The organism is Rathayibacter sp. VKM Ac-2927, assembly GCF_022815525.1.
GTDB classification, from domain to species: Bacteria; Actinomycetota; Actinomycetes; order Actinomycetales; family Microbacteriaceae; genus Rathayibacter; species Rathayibacter festucae.
On the sequence record NZ_JALGRT010000004.1, the window covers coordinates 161,119 to 175,848 of the forward strand.

A 14,730-nucleotide genomic window follows, 5' to 3' on the forward strand; every position below is an offset into this window, starting at 1 on the left:
TCGCTCTCGTGGGGGACGCGTTCGTGGGACACGTCGTGGGACACGTCGTGGGACGCGTCATGGGAAGGGGAGGGAGGGCCCCCGCCCGGCCTGCTACCGGACGGGGGCCCTGTCTGAGGGGAGCGGGTCAGTCGACCAGCTCGTCGAGGAGCGAGAGCGCCTCGTCCCAGCCCTTGTCGCCGTCGAGCTCGCCGCGGTCGACCTTCTGCAGCACCGGGCCGAAGACGTTCTCCTGGATCAGCGAGTCGTCCGGACCCTTGTACTGGGCGACGACGCCCTGGGCGCGCTCGGCGAGGATCGCGCCGGTCGGCGAGCCGTTCAGCGCCGGGTCGGGCGCGGCGGCGGAGGCGAGCTGCTCCTGGGCGGAGACGGTGCTCGGGAACGGACCGGTCGCGTCGAACGCGGCGATCTGCTGCTCCGGCTCACTCAGCCACGAGGCGAGCTCGGCGGCCTCGGCGGGGTGCTTCGACTGCGTCGGGACGGAGAGGAACGAGCCGCCCCAGTTGGCCGCGCCGCCGGGGAAGACGTCGGCGAAGTCCCAGCCGGTGGCCTCGGGGTCGCCGCCGCCGGCCTCGACCTGCGCCTTCACCTGGCCGAGCATCCAGCCCGGGCAGACGAACGTCGCGAAGGTGCCGTCGTTGAAGGACTTGCCCTTGTTCCAGTCCCAGGCCTTCTGCGCGGCCGAGAGTCCGGAGGCGGCGCCGTCGGTGATCCAGCCCCAGCGCTCCTGCAGCTCGGCGTTGCCGTCGATGTTCAGCTCGCCGTCGGCGGTGTAGTAGCCCTCGGGGAGCTGGTTGACCATCGCGTTCCAGACGAAGCCGGACTGGTCGTACCAGGCCTTGCCGGTCGCGTCGTGGTACTGCTTCCCGGCCGCGAAGTAGTCCTCCCAGGTCGCGTCCGCGCCGCCGAGCAGCTCCGCGACGGCGGCGCGATCGGTGGGCAGGCCCGCGGCCTCGAAGGCGGCGGTGCTGTAGCAGAGACCCTCGGGGCCGATGTCGGTGCCGTAGCCGATGACGCGGCCGTCGGGGTCGACGGCCTGCTCGTACTTCCAGTCGACCCAGTCGGCCTTGCGGTCCTCGATGCCGTGGTCGCGCAGGTCGACGAACTGGTCGGAGACCTCCATGATCGAGCCGAGCCAGCCCTCCTCGATGGCGACGACGTCGGCGAGGCCGGAGCCCGCGGCGAGCTTGGTGAACGCGTCGGTCCGCGCGTTGCCGCCGGTGTCGATGTTGTTCGGGACGATCGTGACGCCCGGGTGGGCGGCCTCGTACTCGGCGTAGAGGTCGTCGAACCCCATGGCGCCGAACGTGGTCACGGTCAGTTCGATGTCGCCGTCCTCGGCCGCGCCGGATCCGGACGAGCAGCCGGAGACGAGCAGGGCCAGGGCGGCGGCGCCGGCGATCGCCGTGGCGATCCTGGCGCGTCGTGATTCGAGCACGGTCACTCCTTCGTGATGGGTGTCAGGGCACCCCTGGGGGCGCTCCCACGGTGCTGTGCTGCCGCGTGTGAGAGCGCTCTCACGAGGTGTGAGGCGAGCATACGGAGCGGGTCGCGGGGAGGTCAAGACTTTTGTGAGAGCGCTCTCTTCCGCCTTAGCGGCGGGTGCCGGTGGAGGTTCGGCTCGCGGAATCGGCCTCGGCTCGTGGGTTCGGGCCGGACTCGCGAGCCGGAGGTGCTTCCGCGAGCCGGAGGCAGCGCCGGACGACGTCCGGCACGCGGAACGGCCTCGGGCACGTGGAAACCGGACGAAACAACGAGCCGGAGCTGATTCCGCGAGCCGGAGAGGTGCGAGCTCGAGATCCGCCGGGACCTCGGGCGACTCCGGACGGTTCCGGCACGGATCGAGCACGTGGAGCAACCCTCGGCACGCGGAGATCCGGCAGAACCGCGAGCCGGACGCGATCCCACGAGCCGGACACGGCTCGGGGCGCCGCCGGCACGCAGAATCACCCTCGGCTCGTGGAAACCCGCGGAAACGACGAGCCGGAGCCGATCGCGCGAGCCGGAGGCGGCTCCCGGATCGAAGGCGTCTCGGGCCCGCCTCTTGACGCGGCACTTGTTTTTCACAAGCATGGGCGCAGACGCCGCGGCTCGCGGCTCCCACTGACAAGGAGAGACCGCCATGCCCTCGATGTTCGTCAACCTGCCCGTCACCGACCTCGAGCGCGCGAAGGCGTTCTACGTCGCACTCGGCTTCTCGATCAATCCGGCGTTCTCCGACCACAACGCGGCCTGCGTCGTGGTGGAGGAGGACCACAACTACTTCATGATCCTGTTGCGCGAGTACTTCCAGACCTTCAGCGACCTGCCGATCGGCGACCCGGCCGTGAACCCCTCCGTCTCGACCGCGATCTTCCTCGACACCCGCGAGGCCGTCGACGCCGCCGTGACCGCGGGGCTCGCCGCGGGCGGCTCCGAGTCGCGGCCCGCGTCCGACTACGGCTTCATGTACCAGCGCCAGGTCTCCGACCCCGACGGCAACCTGCTCGAGTTCGGCTGGATGGACCCGGTCGCCGCTGCGCAGGGGCCGGAGGCGTTCACCGGCGAGCAGGCCTGAGGGCGATGGCCGCACGCGACTACGGGCAGTACTCGGCGCTCACCCGCGCGGTCGAGCTGGTCGGCGAGCGCTGGGCCTTGCTGATCGTGCGGGACCTGCTGGTCGGGCCGCGCCGCTACAGCGAGCTCGCGCAGGGGCTCGCGCGCATCCCGAGCAACGTGCTGGCCGGCCGGCTCAAGGAGCTGCAGGCGGCCGGGATCATCCGGCGGGCGCCGCGCTCGCGCATCATCGTCTACGAGCTGACCCCCTACGGCCGCGAGCTCGAGCCGATCGTGCTCGCGCTCGGCGCCTGGGGCTTCAAGGCGCTCGGTGATCCGCGCGAGGAGCAGGTGATCACCCCGGACTCGATGACGGTCGACCTGCGCACTGCGTTCCGGCCGCAGGTCGCGGCCGAGCTGCCGGCGACGGTGTACGCGGCGCAGGTCGGGCCGGCCGGGCTGCTGATCCGGGTCGACGGCGCGGCGCTGGACGTGTCGCGCGGAGAGGTGCCGGGCGGCGAGGCTCCGGTGGATCTCGCGTTCTCTACTGGCGCGGACATCCGACTGCTGCTCTCGGGCGAGCTCGCGCCGGAGCGGGCGATCGCGACCGGCGCGGTCACGGTGCTCCGCGGGCGGGACGCGCTGCTCGGGCGCTTCGCGAGCACGTTCCACCTCGCGGCGTGAGGGAGCCTTGCTGATCGAGCAGTCCGCGCAGCGGACCCCGTGCATGCTGATCGAGCAGCCCGCGCAGCGGACCCCGTGCATGCTGATCGAGCAGCCCGCGCAGCGGACCCCGTGCATGCTGATCGAGCAGTCCGCGCAGCGGACGTATCGAGATCCACCGCCGCTCGGAGGGTGGGTCTCGGTACGCCCCTCCGGGGCTGCTCGACCAGCGTGCGGCGGCGCGTCCGGGGCTGCTCGACCAGCATGGGGGCTGCTCGACCGGCAGGCGGGCGGAAGGGCTGGCCGCTGAGCGAGGGGCGGGTGGCCGCGCAGGGCGCCTCCGGGGCCGCGCGGCCGAGAGCCGACTGGGCGCGCGGCTCCCCCGGCGCCGGCGGGTGCTGGAGTGGCGGTTGCCCTCGCGCGCCGCGGGGCCGTCCCACGACCCGCGGAGGAACCCCCATGCCGTCACCGAAGCCCGCCAGCCGCACCACGAGTGAGCAGCGGAAGGAGCACGCCGAGCAGTACTCCGCCGCGGCGCGCTACGCGTCCGAGGCGTTCGGCACCTTCCTGCTCGTCGCGGGCGGCGTGGGCACGGCGATCTTCGCCTCCGCCTTCCCGGACAGCGGCAACGCGCTCGGCGTCGGCTTCCTCGGCGTCGCGCTCGCCTTCGGACTCACCCTCGTCGCGGGGATCTACGCCGTCGGCCACATCTCGGGCGGGCACTTCAACCCGGCCGTCTCGATCGGCTTCGCCCTCGCGGGGCGGACGGAGTGGCGGCACATCCCCGGCTACATCGTCGCCCAGATCGTCGGCGGTGTCGTGGGCGCCGGAGTCGTCGCACTGATCGCGGCGGACGGACCCGCCGGCTACTTCGACGCCGCCCGCGACTCCGGCTTCGCCTCGAACGGCTACGGCGCCGCCTCCCCCGGCGGCTTCGGGCTCGGCGCGGTGATCCTGGCCGAGGTCGTGCTGACGGCGGTCTTCGTCGGAGTGATCCTCTCCGTCACCTCCAAGAGCGAGTACAAGTCCGTCGCCCCGATCGCGATCGGCCTCACCCTGACCCTCGTGCACCTGATCAGCATCCCGATCAGCAACACCTCGGTGAACCCGGCCCGCTCGATCGCGGCCGCCGTCTTCGCCGGCCCGGACGCCCTCGGCCAGGTCTGGGTGTTCCTGCTGGCGCCGGTGCTCGGCGCGGCGATCGCCGGCCTCGCCTCGAAGACGCTGCACCGCACCCGCTGACGCGCGCGTCCGGCCTGTCGCCGCGTCGACAACGCAGAAGTTGCGGTAGTCGAGCGCGACTACCGCAACTTCTGAGGAATGGGGGCCGCCCGGTGGGCGGGGCGAGCAGCAGGACGGAGGCGGGCCCCGGGCTGCAACGCTCCGGCCGTGCAGAACATCAGCTGAGGGGGCCGCTCGACCGCGATGGGCGATGAGTGCGCGTCTCGGCTGATGTCGTGTCGCACCGATCGCGCGGGATCTCGATGCGCCCGCAAGCGGGCTACTCGATCAGCATGCTGCGGCGGGCGCGTCAGCCGAGGAGCATCGCGAAGCCCTGGGCGGGGAGGGTGACCGGGGTCGCACCCGTGGCGGGCGACTCGCTCACGAGGGTGCCGTCCTGCGCGTAGACGCGGAGGGTGCCGGTGCCGTCGACCGTGGTCGGCTGGGGCGTCGCGGTCGAGTTGCGGACCAGCTCGGTGCGGCCGGTGTCGCCGACGACCACCAGGCGCGAGACGACGGGGCGGACCAGCAGGGCGTCGAGCTTCGTCTCGCCGGACAGGGCGCGGACCTCGACGGTGGTCGAGCTCGCGGGGAGCGTGCGCCGCAGCTTCTGCGGCAGCAGGATTCCGGACGCCTCGGTGACGCCCTGCGCGCCGACGGTGCTGGTGAGCACGTCGAGCGGGCGGCGGCCGGAGTTCCAGAGGCTGATCGGGGTCTTCTCGGTGCCGCGCTCGGCGGCGAAGATCACGGCCTCGACCAGGCGGTCCTGGGTCGCGGAGCCGACGGGGATCGTCGCGGACCGGCGCCAGTTCGAGAGCGACAGGTAGGAGCCGCTCCAGCCGGACTCGCCGGTCCAGGCCGACTCCGGGGTGACGACCGTGCCGCCGCGGGCCGACTCGGCCTCGACGAGGCGGAGGCCGTCGCGGCTCGCCTGGGTCGTGACCGCGGTCGCGCGGGCGGCGACGGACGGGTGGGCGTCGAGCGCGAGCATCGAGAGCAGCCCGTGGATGGTGCTCTCGGCGCCGCTGTTGCGGTTGACGCTGCCGTCGGCCTGGACGCCGTCGTAGGTGACGCCGGTCGCCGGGTCGTAGACGGGGGCGCTGCTGAGGTTGAGCCCGAAGAACCAGGCGCCCTGCACGCCGGCGAGGTCGGTGTAGGCGCTGGAGCCGGTCGCGTCGGCGAGGGCCAGCGAGTTCTGCAGCCGGGAGTCCGCGCCGTAGGCGATCTGCACGCGGTCGGTCGGCGTCGGGTTCCAGCCGTTGTCCGGGCCGCCGGCGGTCAGCAGCTCGGGGGCGAAGCGCGCGGCGTCGACGACGGCCGGCTCGAGGAGCGACGCGTCGCCGAGCGCGACGGACGAGGCGGCCAGGCCGCCCGCCATCTGTGAGGACCAGGAGTGCCAGAGCGAGCGCGACTTCGTCCAGGGAAGGATCGCGCCGTACGGCCAGGAGGTGGTGTCCGCTTCCGTCGTGGTGCGGGCGTAGGCGGCGACGCCCTCGGCGAGCTTCGCGGTGCTGGCGCGCACGGCGGCGTCGTCGGGCGCGGCCACGACGTAGGCGGAGAGGCCGAGCAGCGCCTCCGCGGTGGCGTCGGCTCCGTCGACGATCAGCCAGGCGGGCACGTCGACGCCGTCGGCGACCGCGTACTCGCCGTAGCGGGTGAGCACCTCGCGGTCGACGGCGGAGACGCCGAGGCGGAGACGCTCCTGCAGGAAGGCGGCGAAGTCGGGGTCCTCGTCCTGGAACGCGGCGTAGCCCTCGCCGAGCGCCCAGAGGGTGCGGGCGAGCCAGTAGCTGTCCTCGGAGTCGCTCGGGTCGGGCAGCTCGACGGGCTCGGCGCTGGGGTTCAGCTCGCCGTCGGGCTGCATCCAGAGGACGACGTTGCCGGCGTCGTCGCCGTCAGTGGTCTGGAAGTAGGCGAGCGAGCGGAGGGTCTCGTAGGCCTTGTCGCGGCTCGCCGTCGAGCCGGTCTGCTGCCAGTGCCGGAGGTAGACGACGGCGGCGCGGGAGACGTCGTCGGTGTTGTAGGCGCCCTGCGCCCAGTCGCCGGTCGCCGGGTCGAGTGGGCCGCCGCCGACGCGCTCGAAGGTGCCGCCGTCGCGGGCGTCGGCGTAGGTCCACGGGAGTACGAGATCCGGCTCCTCGGCGAGGCGGTAGGTGCTGTGGCCGGGCTGGGGCTCCGGCGTGGCGGTGTCGAGCAGGAAGTCGAGGTGCGCGGTGTTGGTCAGCGGCTCGGCGGCCTGGGCGGGGGCCGCGCCGACGGCGAGGCCTCCGGCGACGAGGGCGGTCGCGGCCAGGACGGCGGCGGCGCGGGGTCTGAAGTTCGTCATTGAACTCTCTCCTTGAAGGGGGGTGGTGGCTGGGGGTGGGGGATCTCGATACGCCCGCTGCGCGGGCTACTCGATCAGCATGAATAGGCGCCCGCGGCGCGGGCTCGGAGGGGCATCGCCCGCGGGGCTCGGAGGGGCGATCGCATGCGGGGCTCGGAGGGGCGACTGCATGCTGGTCGAGTAGCCCCGGAGGGGCGTATCGAGACCCGGCGCCTGCAGGACGGTGGATCTCGATACGCCCGCGGAGCGGGCTACTCGATCAGCATGAAACGGCGCCCGCCACGCGGGCTCCTCCGCGCCTACTCGTCCGTGCGGAGCAGGCGGGCCGCGCCGATCTTGGAGTCGGCCATGCCGTAGAAGACGTAGTGGCGGCCGTCGATCTCCTCGATGGCGGTGGGGAAGACGACGTTGGGGACGATGCCGCTGCGCTCCTCCTCCGTCTCGGCCTCGAGCAGCGGCTCGGAGGTGCGGGCGATCACCTTCGAGGGGTCGTCGGCGTCGAGGAGGATGGCGCCGGCCGCGTAGTTGACGTGCTGCTGCTGCGAGAAGGCGCTGTCGATGGTGCCGGTGACGCCGTGGTGCAGCAGCAGCCAGCCCTCGGGCACCCGCAGCGGCACGGGGCCGCCGCCGATCTTCAGCTCCTCGTAGGCGAACTCGGGGCCCGCGACGAAGCGGTGCCGGGTCCAGCGGGTCAGGTTCGCCAGGTCGCGGTCCACCTCGTCGACCGGCACGTAGCTGATCCAGATGCTCTGCCGCGGGTCGTCGACGCCGGCGGGCAGCCGCACGCCCTCCCCCGGCCGGGTCTCGCCGAGGTCCCACATCGGCCGGTGCAGCACCGCGAACGAGCGCGTGCCGTCCGGCGCCGCGACGATCTCGGGGAAGAACACCGTGTCCTTGTTGTGGAAGAGCCCGAGGTCGATGTCGAGGTCGTCGTCGTAGGCGAAGGTCACCGGGCCGAGGCGCCGCCACTCGCGCAGGTCCTCCGAGACGGCGAGCGCCGTCCGCGGCCCGAGCGGCCCGTACGCGACGTAGGTCATCACGTGCAGGCCCAGCGCCTCGATGAAGGTGACCCGCGGATCCTCGACGCCGGAGTGCGTCGCCCCGCGCTCGAAGGCGCGGTCAGGCGCCAGCACGACGCCCTGGCGCTCGACGCCGACGGGCACGCCGTCCTCGACGAGCACGCGGGCCAGGCCGATCCGCGAGACGTTGCCGGCGGCGACCATCCGGGGCAGGAGGTACAGCTCGCCGTCGGGTCCGCGTCCGCTGCCGGGGTTGAGCACCCCCTCGGCCTCGAGCGGCTCGCCGGGGAGCGGCTCCATCACGACGCCGACGCGCTCGAGGCGGTAGGGGACGGCGGTGCGGGTGGTGGCGGTGGTGGTGCCGGGGGTGGGAGTCATGGTCATCCTTTCACTCCGGATCCGAGATCCGTCGAGACGAAGTAGCGCTGGAACACGATGAAGAGCACGACGACGGGGGCGGCCAGCACGACGGCGCCCGCGAGGATCGCGCCGAACGGGTTGTCGGTCGACGACGCGACGTTGGAGATGTAGTTGGCGAGGGACACGGCGAGCGGCTGCAGCGACGCGTCCTTCGTGATCAGGAACGGCCAGAGGAACTCGTTCCAGGGGCCGATGAAGGTGAGCAGCACGGCCGTGACGAGCGCGGGGCGCACGAGCGGCAGCGCGATGTTCCACAGCAGCTTGATCTCGCCCGCCCCGTCGATCCGCGCGGCCTCGAACAGCTCCTTGGGCAGCTGCAGGAAGTACTGCCGGAAGATGATCACCGCCGTCGAGTTGATGGCGAACGGCAGGATCATGCCCAGGTGGCTGTCCGCGAGCCCGTAGTCGCGGGCGATCAGCACGTAGAGCGGGATCTGCAGCAGCTGGAACGGGATGACCTGCACCAGCAGCGCGAGCGCGAACACGGCGTTCCGGCCGCGCCACTCGAGCATCGCGAGCGCGTAGCCCGCCAGCACCCCGAAGACGATCGTGCAGAGCAGGACGCCGCCGGTGAAGATCCCCGAGTTGATCAACCCGGTGAGCAGGTTGATCCGTTCGTTGACGTTGACGTAGTTGTCGAGCGTGAGGTTGCCCGCCTCCGGGATCGCCCCGGCCAGGGTGGGGTCGGGGTCGGTCTGCAGCGAGCCGATCACCATGTAGTAGAAGGGGAACAGGAAGACGATCGCGCCGAGCGCGAGCACGACGCCGCGCAGGATCACGGCCGATCGGCTCGAGGCCGGGCGCTTCCGCCGGGTCGGCGGGGCGGCGGCGGCGGGAACCGCGGAGGTCGCGCCTCCGGCACTGGCGAGCGTGCTCATGAGTTCCTCTCCCCGGCGAAGCGGTTCTGCAGGTAGGCGATGACGAGCACGAGCAGCACCAGCACGACGCCGATGGCCGAGGCCACGTCGGGCTGCCCCTGCTGGATGCCCAGCTGGTACATCAGCAGCACGGGTGAGGCGGAGGCGCCGTTGGGCCCGCCGCCGCCGGTGAGCAGGTAGGGCTCGGTGAAGAGGTTCGCGCCGGTCACGGTGGAGACGAGCAGCACCAGCAGGGTCGCCGGCCGCACGCTCGGCACGGTCACCGACCAGAACTGCCGGATGCGGCCCGCGCCGTCGGTCGACGCCGACTCGTAGAGCTCCTTCGGCACGTTCTGCAGCGCCGCCAGGTACAGCAGGATGTAGAAGCCGAGCTGCTTCCAGGTGACGTAGAGCGCGATGATCGGCATCGCGAGCTTGTCGTTGATCAGCCAGGACGGGTCCGGCGCGAGCGGCCCGAGCAGGCTGTTCACGAGTCCGTTCCCGTTGAAGAGGAACAGCCAGACGCCGACGACCGCGACACTCGCGGTGACGTAGGGCACGTAGAAGCTGACCCGGAGGAACGTGCGCAGGTGCACGACCTTGTCCAGCGCCGAGGCGAGCAGCAGCGAGAGCACCACCGTCAGCGGCACGTTGATCACCAGGAAGATCCCGATGTTGCCGAAGGAGCGGATGACCTGCGGGCTCGAGAACGCGGTGACGAAGTTGTCGAAGCCGACGAACGGGCGCTCGACCTGCACGCCGGGGGCCGCGAAGAAGAAGTCGTGGAAGGCGATGTAGACGGAGTAGCCGACCGGGAACGCGAAGACCGCGAGCACGAACAGCAGGTAGGGGCTGCCGAGCAGCAGCCCGAACGGCTGCGGACCGAGGACGCGGCGGAGCAGGCTCCGCTTGTCCTGGGGCCGCGGGGCTCCGGCGCCCTGCGACGCCGGAGCCTTCGGGGCGAGAGTCGTCATCTCACTGCCGTCCGGCGTGTCACTGCTGGCCGGCGAGCCCGGTGACGGTCTCCGCCGCCCCGTCGAGCGCCGACTGCACGTCGCCGTCGCCGAAGATCACGGTCTTGCCCCAGGCGTCGCGGATCGCCTGCAGCATCTGCACGGTGTTCGGGCCCGAGGGCACCTCGATGGTGCGGCTGGCCTGGTCGCCGAAGCGCTGGTAGGCGGGGTTGGCCTCGAAGTAGTCGGCGTAGGTGGTCTGCAGGTCGGTGCGCAGCGGCATCTGGCCGGTGGTCTCCAGCAGCGAGCGGTCCTGCTCCTCACTGGTGGCGAACTTCAGGACGTCCCAGGCGGTGCCCTTGTTCTCGCAGGCGGAGTAGAGGCCGACGTTCTTCGCGTCGCTGAAGGTCCAGGTGTCCTCGGCGGGCGTGCCGTCGGGGGTGGGCACGGAGACGGAGCCCCAGTTCAGGTCGTCGTAGACCGAGACCGCCCACGGGCCGACGATCGACATCGCGGCCTGGCCGTCGGCGAACGCGTCGCCCTGGTACTGCTCGCGGCCGGCGAGGCCCTGGTCGTAGAGGCTCTTCCAGAAGTCGGCGACCTGGTAGCCGGCGTCGTCGGCGAAGGTGGCCTTCCCGTCCTCGACCAGCCCCGTCCCTCCGGTCGCCGCGGCGTAGAGCGGCATGAAGTCGAACTGGGTCTGGAAGAACTCGCTGGTCGGCGCGGGCTGGATCGCGGCGGGCGCGGCTCCGGACTCGACGAGGGTCTTCGCGGTGGCGGTGAACTCGTCGTAGGTGGCGAGCGAGGGGTTCTCCGGGTCGAGGCCGGCCGCGGTGAAGATGTCCTTGTTGTAGAAGATGACGACCGGGTTGCTCTTCCACGGCATCTGGAAGTACTCGCCGTCGGCGTTCTGGTACTGCTCGGCGAGGTCGCCGCTGCGGGTCTCGATGTAGTCGACGCCGTCCTCGAACTCGGACAGGTTCACGAGTCCGCCCTGGCGCTCGAACTGGCCGACCGCGCTGGGCGCCGTGTTGAAGACGAGGCAGGGCGCGTTGCCGGCGGTGATCGCGGCGCCGATGACCTCCTCGCTGCTCTTGCCGGCCGGGATCTCCTGGCCGGTGATCTGCTCGTCGGGGTGGTCGGCGTTCCAGGCGTCGACCATCGACTTGCCCCACTGCACCTCCTGCTCGTTGTTCGAGTACCAGATGGTGATCGGGCCGGTCGCGGTCAGGTCGGTGGAGGCGCCTCCCCCACCGCCGCTGCAGGCGGTCAGTCCGAGGGTCGCGAGCGAGGCGATGCCCACTCCGGTCAGCCAGCGTCTCTTCATCGAGGCCATGGTGTTCTCCTTGTTCTGCGCGTGCGCGGCGGTGCGCAGGCGCGTCAGGTGTTCGGCGGGTCAGGTGTTCGGGGTGTCGGTGGGTCGGGACCGCGGTGGCGCGGTCGAGTGGCGGACCACGAGTCCTGCGGGCTCGAGGTCGACGTCGGGGGCGGTGCCGTTCTCGATCAGGTCGAGGAGGGTCCGCGCGGCCGCCTCGCCCCAGCGCGCGGGGCGCGTGCGGGCCGAGGTCAGCGAGGGGTAGACGTGCGCGGCGATCTCGGAGTCGTCGAAGCCGGTGATCGAGAGGTCGTCCGGCAGGCGCAGCCCGCGGGTGTGCGCGACGCCGAGGCCGGCGATGGCCATCGGGTCGTTGGCGAAGACGATCGCGGTGGGCGGCACGGCGGAGTCGAGCAGGGTCTCGGTGGCGCTCGCGCCCTGGCCGGCGCTGAAGTCCGTGACGACGACGGGACCCGGCTCGAGGCCGGCGTCGGCGCAGGCGCGCTCGAACGCCTCGCGGCGGCGGAGGGAGTGCAGCAGGTGACCGGAGCCGGCGACGTGCGCGATGCGGCGGTGGCCGAGCTCGGCGAGGTGCTGCACGGCGCCGGTGATGCCGGCGGTGTCGTCCATCACCACCGCGGGCGAGCTCGAGCCGTCGAGGCGGCCGAGCGTGACCGCGGGCAGGCCGAGCTCGGCCAGCAGCGCCGGGCGGGCGTCGGCCTCGCGCAGGTCGCTGAGGAAGACGCCGTCCACGCGGCGGTCGGCCGCGAGGGTGCGGTAGACCGCCTCCTCCGAGGCGCCCGGGTCGACGACGCTGAGCACCAGCACCCGGCCGTGCTCGGCGAGCACCCGCTCGACCCCCGAGATGAAGGCCGGGAAGAACGGGTCGGCGGCGATGACCTCGGGGTCGCGGGCGACCACGAGCCCGACGGCGAAGGAGACGCTGGTCGACAGCGAGCGGGCGGTGAGGCTGGGCCGGTAGCCGAGGTCGGCGGCGACGCGGAGGATCCGCTCGCGCGACTCCGGCGAGACGCCCGGCCGGTCGTTCAGCGCGAAGGAGACGAGCGCCTTGCTGACGCCGGCCGCGCGGGCGACGTCGAGGATCGTCGGTCGTGCCGCCATGGCCGTGCCTCCTGCTCGTCGTCGAGTCCGCGTCTGAACCGGTTTACTTAACCGGTTCAGGCACCGTAGCAGGCGCGTGCAGGCGGAGGGAAGCACCGGCGAGGCGCTGACCCCCGGATCGAGACCTGCGCCCGCCCGAACATGCTGGTCGAGTAGCCCCGAAGGGGCGTATCGAGACCGAACATCGCCAGCAGGGCGGGTCTGCAGACTCGCGTTCTGACGGCGATGGATCTCGAGACGCCCACTCCGCGGGCTGCTCGATCAGCATGGGGGCCCGCTGCGCGGGCACCTCGATCGGCATGCTTTCGCCAGCGGACCCGCGATGGGGCTCGCGCCGCGAGCAGGCCCCCGCCCGCGTCCACTCACGAGCGCCGACCTACGCGAGTGGACGCCTACTGGGCCCTGCGCTCCAGCAGGACCCCGTTCCGGGTCCACTCGCCGTACATGCTGGTCGAGTAGCCCCGCGGGGGCGTATCGAGACCCGACGTCGTCAGCAGGGCGGGACTGCGGACTCGCCTTCGGGCGGTGGTGGATCTCGATACGCCCGCTGCGCGGGCTACTCGATCGGCATGGGCCCGTCCCCGCGGGCAAGGCGTGGAGGCCCGCTGCGCGGGCTACCCATCAGCCGGGAGGCTCGCTCCGCGGGCTGCTCGATCGGCATGCAGACGGCCCGAGCCGTCGGCACGTCGAAACCCGACAGTTGCCGGAGAAGGTCTATGCATACGCATGCAGGGTGTGAGACAGTCGGTTGTCGCGACAGGCAACCCGAAACTGCCGTCGTGACGAAGACCTGAGTGGCACGGGCATCCCGAGCGGCGCACCTCGCGTGCGGCGCTGCCCCGCCGCTCTCACGCCCGCCGCCGGCCCGCCTCCTTCCGGAGCGCCCTGGCCGGCGCACCTCACCCCCAAGGACACCCTGATGAACGACACCCGCCTGCGCTCCACCCTGCCAACTCTGCCCACCTCGCCCGCCCTGCCCCGCCGCAGCGTCCTCTCCGGCGCCGCCTGGTCGGTCCCGGTGATCGCCGTCGCGATCGCCACGCCGGCCGCCGCCGCCTCGACCGCCCCCGAGGCCGACAAGGGCCCGATCACCGGCACCATCGCCTTCACGCCGGTCCAGTACCGCGGCACCCGCGCCGGCGACCGGGTCGAGTTCCCGGTGCTGACCGGTGTCGTCACCATCTCCCGCGGCCCGCTGCCGGCCAAGGTCTTCCTCAACTTCTCCGAGGTGAGCGAGGGACGCGTCGACCTGCGCCGCGACGCCGGCCGCTACGTCGCGGTCGACCCGGCGACCGGCCGCTTCGAGGTCCGCGGCGTCTACAACGCGATCGTCGGCGGCGACAACCCGTTCGGCTTCGTCTACGCGGGCGTCGAGGCGGAGGACGCCGACGGCGCCCTCTTCGGCTACACCGTCGCCGAGCTGATCGGCTGACCCGCCGACGGTCCCGCGAGGTCGGCGCGCGTCACCGGGCCAGGGCGGCCAGCTCCGCCCGGTTGTGCGCGCCGGCCTTGCGCAGCAGGTTCGACACGTGGAACTTCGCGGTGTTGCCGCTGATCCCGAGGTCGTCCGCGATCCGCTGGTTCGAGGCGCCGAGTGTGATCAGGTTCAGCACCTCGCGCTCGCGGGCGCTCAGCTCGGCGACGTCGAGCCCGTCCGGTTGAGCCGGCGGGTCGAGCGGCAGGCGGATCGACAGGGTCGAGCCCCAGCCCGCCGTCGACGCGATCGACAGCTCGCCGTCGAGGCCGCGCACGCGCTCCGCGATCGGGCGCAGCGCCTCGTCGCGGGTGGTCAGCTCGCCGCGGCCGTCGTCGCGGATCTCGACCAGCAGGTTCAGCCCGTCGCAGTCCCACTGGATCCGCACCCGCCGCGTCTGCTCCGACTCCACGAAGGCCAGCACCGCGCTCCGCACGATCGCGCGCGCCGCGTGCGCGACCTCGCCGGGCAGCGCGCGTCCCGTCGCCGGCGGCTCGACGAACTGCACGTCGAGATCGCCGAACCGCACCAGCGGGCTCAGGTCGCGCCGCAGCCGGGCGAACGCTCCGACCACCGGCTCGAGCATCGCGCTGCGCTGCTCGTCGGAGGCGGTGCGCAGCTCGACCAGCGCGTTCGCGGCGATGTCGATCGCGACGGTGCGGGCCGCCCGGTCGTCCAGGCGCTCGGCGCGCAGGGCGGCGAGCACCGACTCCAGCGCCACCGCGTGCCGGTCGGCCTGCTCGGCGACGGTGCGCGCGTGCTGCTGCAGCAGCGAGCGGGAGGCGGGGGTCTCGGCGGCGGTCTCGGCGGGCTCCATCCCTCGAA

12 protein-coding genes are annotated in these 14,730 nt (G+C 72.4%); 4 read left to right on the forward strand and 8 right to left on the reverse strand.

The features are described 5' to 3' along the window. Positions 1 to 127 precede the first annotated feature (127 nt). Positions 128 to 1,438 (reverse strand): ABC transporter substrate-binding protein, encoded by a 1,311-nt coding sequence (locus MT353_RS13490; RefSeq protein ID WP_243624805.1) that lies wholly within the window; start codon positions 1,436 to 1,438, stop codon positions 128 to 130. Between the two features lie 684 nt (positions 1,439 to 2,122). Between MT353_RS13490 and MT353_RS13495 the strand changes: the two genes are divergently transcribed. From MT353_RS13495 to aqpZ, 3 genes are all read left to right on the forward strand, one after another. Then, on the forward strand, positions 2,123 to 2,557 hold the full coding sequence (locus MT353_RS13495) for a VOC family protein (RefSeq protein WP_243624806.1): 435 nt from the start codon (positions 2,123 to 2,125) through the stop codon (positions 2,555 to 2,557). A 5-nt stretch (positions 2,558 to 2,562) separates the two neighbouring features. After that, a complete protein-coding gene (locus MT353_RS13500) occupies positions 2,563 to 3,219 on the forward strand; it encodes a helix-turn-helix domain-containing protein (RefSeq protein ID WP_132435434.1) in 657 nt (218 codons plus the stop codon). A gap of 438 nt (positions 3,220 to 3,657) precedes the next feature. Beyond that, a complete protein-coding gene (gene aqpZ, locus MT353_RS13505; protein WP_243624807.1) occupies positions 3,658 to 4,440 on the forward strand; it encodes an aquaporin Z in 783 nt (260 codons plus the stop codon). A 289-nt stretch (positions 4,441 to 4,729) separates the two neighbouring features. Here aqpZ and MT353_RS21625 read toward each other — a convergent pair whose 3' ends face one another. The 6 genes from MT353_RS21625 to MT353_RS13535 form a co-directional block, all read right to left on the reverse strand. Next, positions 4,730 to 6,745: a hypothetical protein gene (locus MT353_RS21625; RefSeq protein WP_279400750.1), complete on the reverse strand. Its 2,016-nt coding sequence runs from the start codon at positions 6,743 to 6,745 to the stop codon at positions 4,730 to 4,732. 299 nt (positions 6,746 to 7,044) lie between these two features. Continuing rightward, a complete protein-coding gene (locus MT353_RS13515; protein ID WP_243624808.1) occupies positions 7,045 to 8,142 on the reverse strand; it encodes a glycosidase in 1,098 nt (365 codons plus the stop codon). A gap of 2 nt (positions 8,143 to 8,144) precedes the next feature. Next, complete coding sequence (locus MT353_RS13520) at positions 8,145 to 9,062, reverse strand: carbohydrate ABC transporter permease (RefSeq protein ID WP_123447430.1); 918 nt, start codon at positions 9,060 to 9,062, stop codon at positions 8,145 to 8,147. Then, entirely contained in the window at positions 9,059 to 10,015 is a 957-nt protein-coding gene (locus tag MT353_RS13525) for a carbohydrate ABC transporter permease (protein ID WP_123447429.1), read from the reverse strand. Before MT353_RS13525 ends, MT353_RS13520 begins: the two co-directional genes overlap by 4 nt. Before the next feature lie 19 nt (positions 10,016 to 10,034). After that, entirely contained in the window at positions 10,035 to 11,330 is a 1,296-nt protein-coding gene (locus tag MT353_RS13530) for an extracellular solute-binding protein (RefSeq protein ID WP_243585829.1), read from the reverse strand. Between the two features lie 60 nt (positions 11,331 to 11,390). After that, positions 11,391 to 12,431, reverse strand: coding sequence for a LacI family DNA-binding transcriptional regulator (locus MT353_RS13535; protein WP_243624809.1), 1,041 nt, complete (start codon positions 12,429 to 12,431; stop codon positions 11,391 to 11,393). Positions 12,432 to 13,350: 919 nt separating this feature from the next. Between MT353_RS13535 and MT353_RS13540 the strand changes: the two genes are divergently transcribed. Then, positions 13,351 to 13,863, forward strand: coding sequence for a hypothetical protein (locus tag MT353_RS13540; RefSeq protein WP_243599572.1), 513 nt, complete (start codon positions 13,351 to 13,353; stop codon positions 13,861 to 13,863). 31 nt (positions 13,864 to 13,894) lie between these two features. Here the strand turns inward: MT353_RS13540 and MT353_RS13545 are convergent, their stop codons facing one another. Further along, positions 13,895 to 14,722 (reverse strand): response regulator transcription factor family protein, encoded by an 828-nt coding sequence (locus MT353_RS13545; protein WP_243599571.1) that lies wholly within the window; start codon positions 14,720 to 14,722, stop codon positions 13,895 to 13,897. Positions 14,723 to 14,730 lie beyond the last annotated feature (8 nt).

Bases quoted from the DNA above. Each gene is read 5' to 3' on its own strand.
- MT353_RS13495 (WP_243624806.1), top strand. From the start codon at position 2,123: ATGCCCTCGATGTTCGTCAACCTGCCCGTCACCGACCTCGAGCGCGCG.
- MT353_RS13520 (WP_123447430.1), bottom strand. From the start codon at position 9,062: ATGAGCACGCTCGCCAGTGCCGGAGGCGCGACCTCCGCGGTTCCCGCC.
- MT353_RS13525 (WP_123447429.1), bottom strand. From the start codon at position 10,015: ATGACGACTCTCGCCCCGAAGGCTCCGGCGTCGCAGGGCGCCGGAGCC.
- MT353_RS13530 (WP_243585829.1), bottom strand. From the start codon at position 11,330: ATGGCCTCGATGAAGAGACGCTGGCTGACCGGAGTGGGCATCGCCTCG.
- aqpZ (WP_243624807.1), top strand. From the start codon at position 3,658: ATGCCGTCACCGAAGCCCGCCAGCCGCACCACGAGTGAGCAGCGGAAG.
- MT353_RS13515 (WP_243624808.1), bottom strand. From the start codon at position 8,142: ATGACTCCCACCCCCGGCACCACCACCGCCACCACCCGCACCGCCGTC.
- MT353_RS13545 (WP_243599571.1), bottom strand. From the start codon at position 14,722: ATGGAGCCCGCCGAGACCGCCGCCGAGACCCCCGCCTCCCGCTCGCTG.
- MT353_RS21625 (WP_279400750.1), bottom strand. From the start codon at position 6,745: ATGACGAACTTCAGACCCCGCGCCGCCGCCGTCCTGGCCGCGACCGCC.
- MT353_RS13540 (WP_243599572.1), top strand. From the start codon at position 13,351: ATGAACGACACCCGCCTGCGCTCCACCCTGCCAACTCTGCCCACCTCG.
- MT353_RS13500 (WP_132435434.1), top strand. From the start codon at position 2,563: ATGGCCGCACGCGACTACGGGCAGTACTCGGCGCTCACCCGCGCGGTC.
- MT353_RS13535 (WP_243624809.1), bottom strand. From the start codon at position 12,431: ATGGCGGCACGACCGACGATCCTCGACGTCGCCCGCGCGGCCGGCGTC.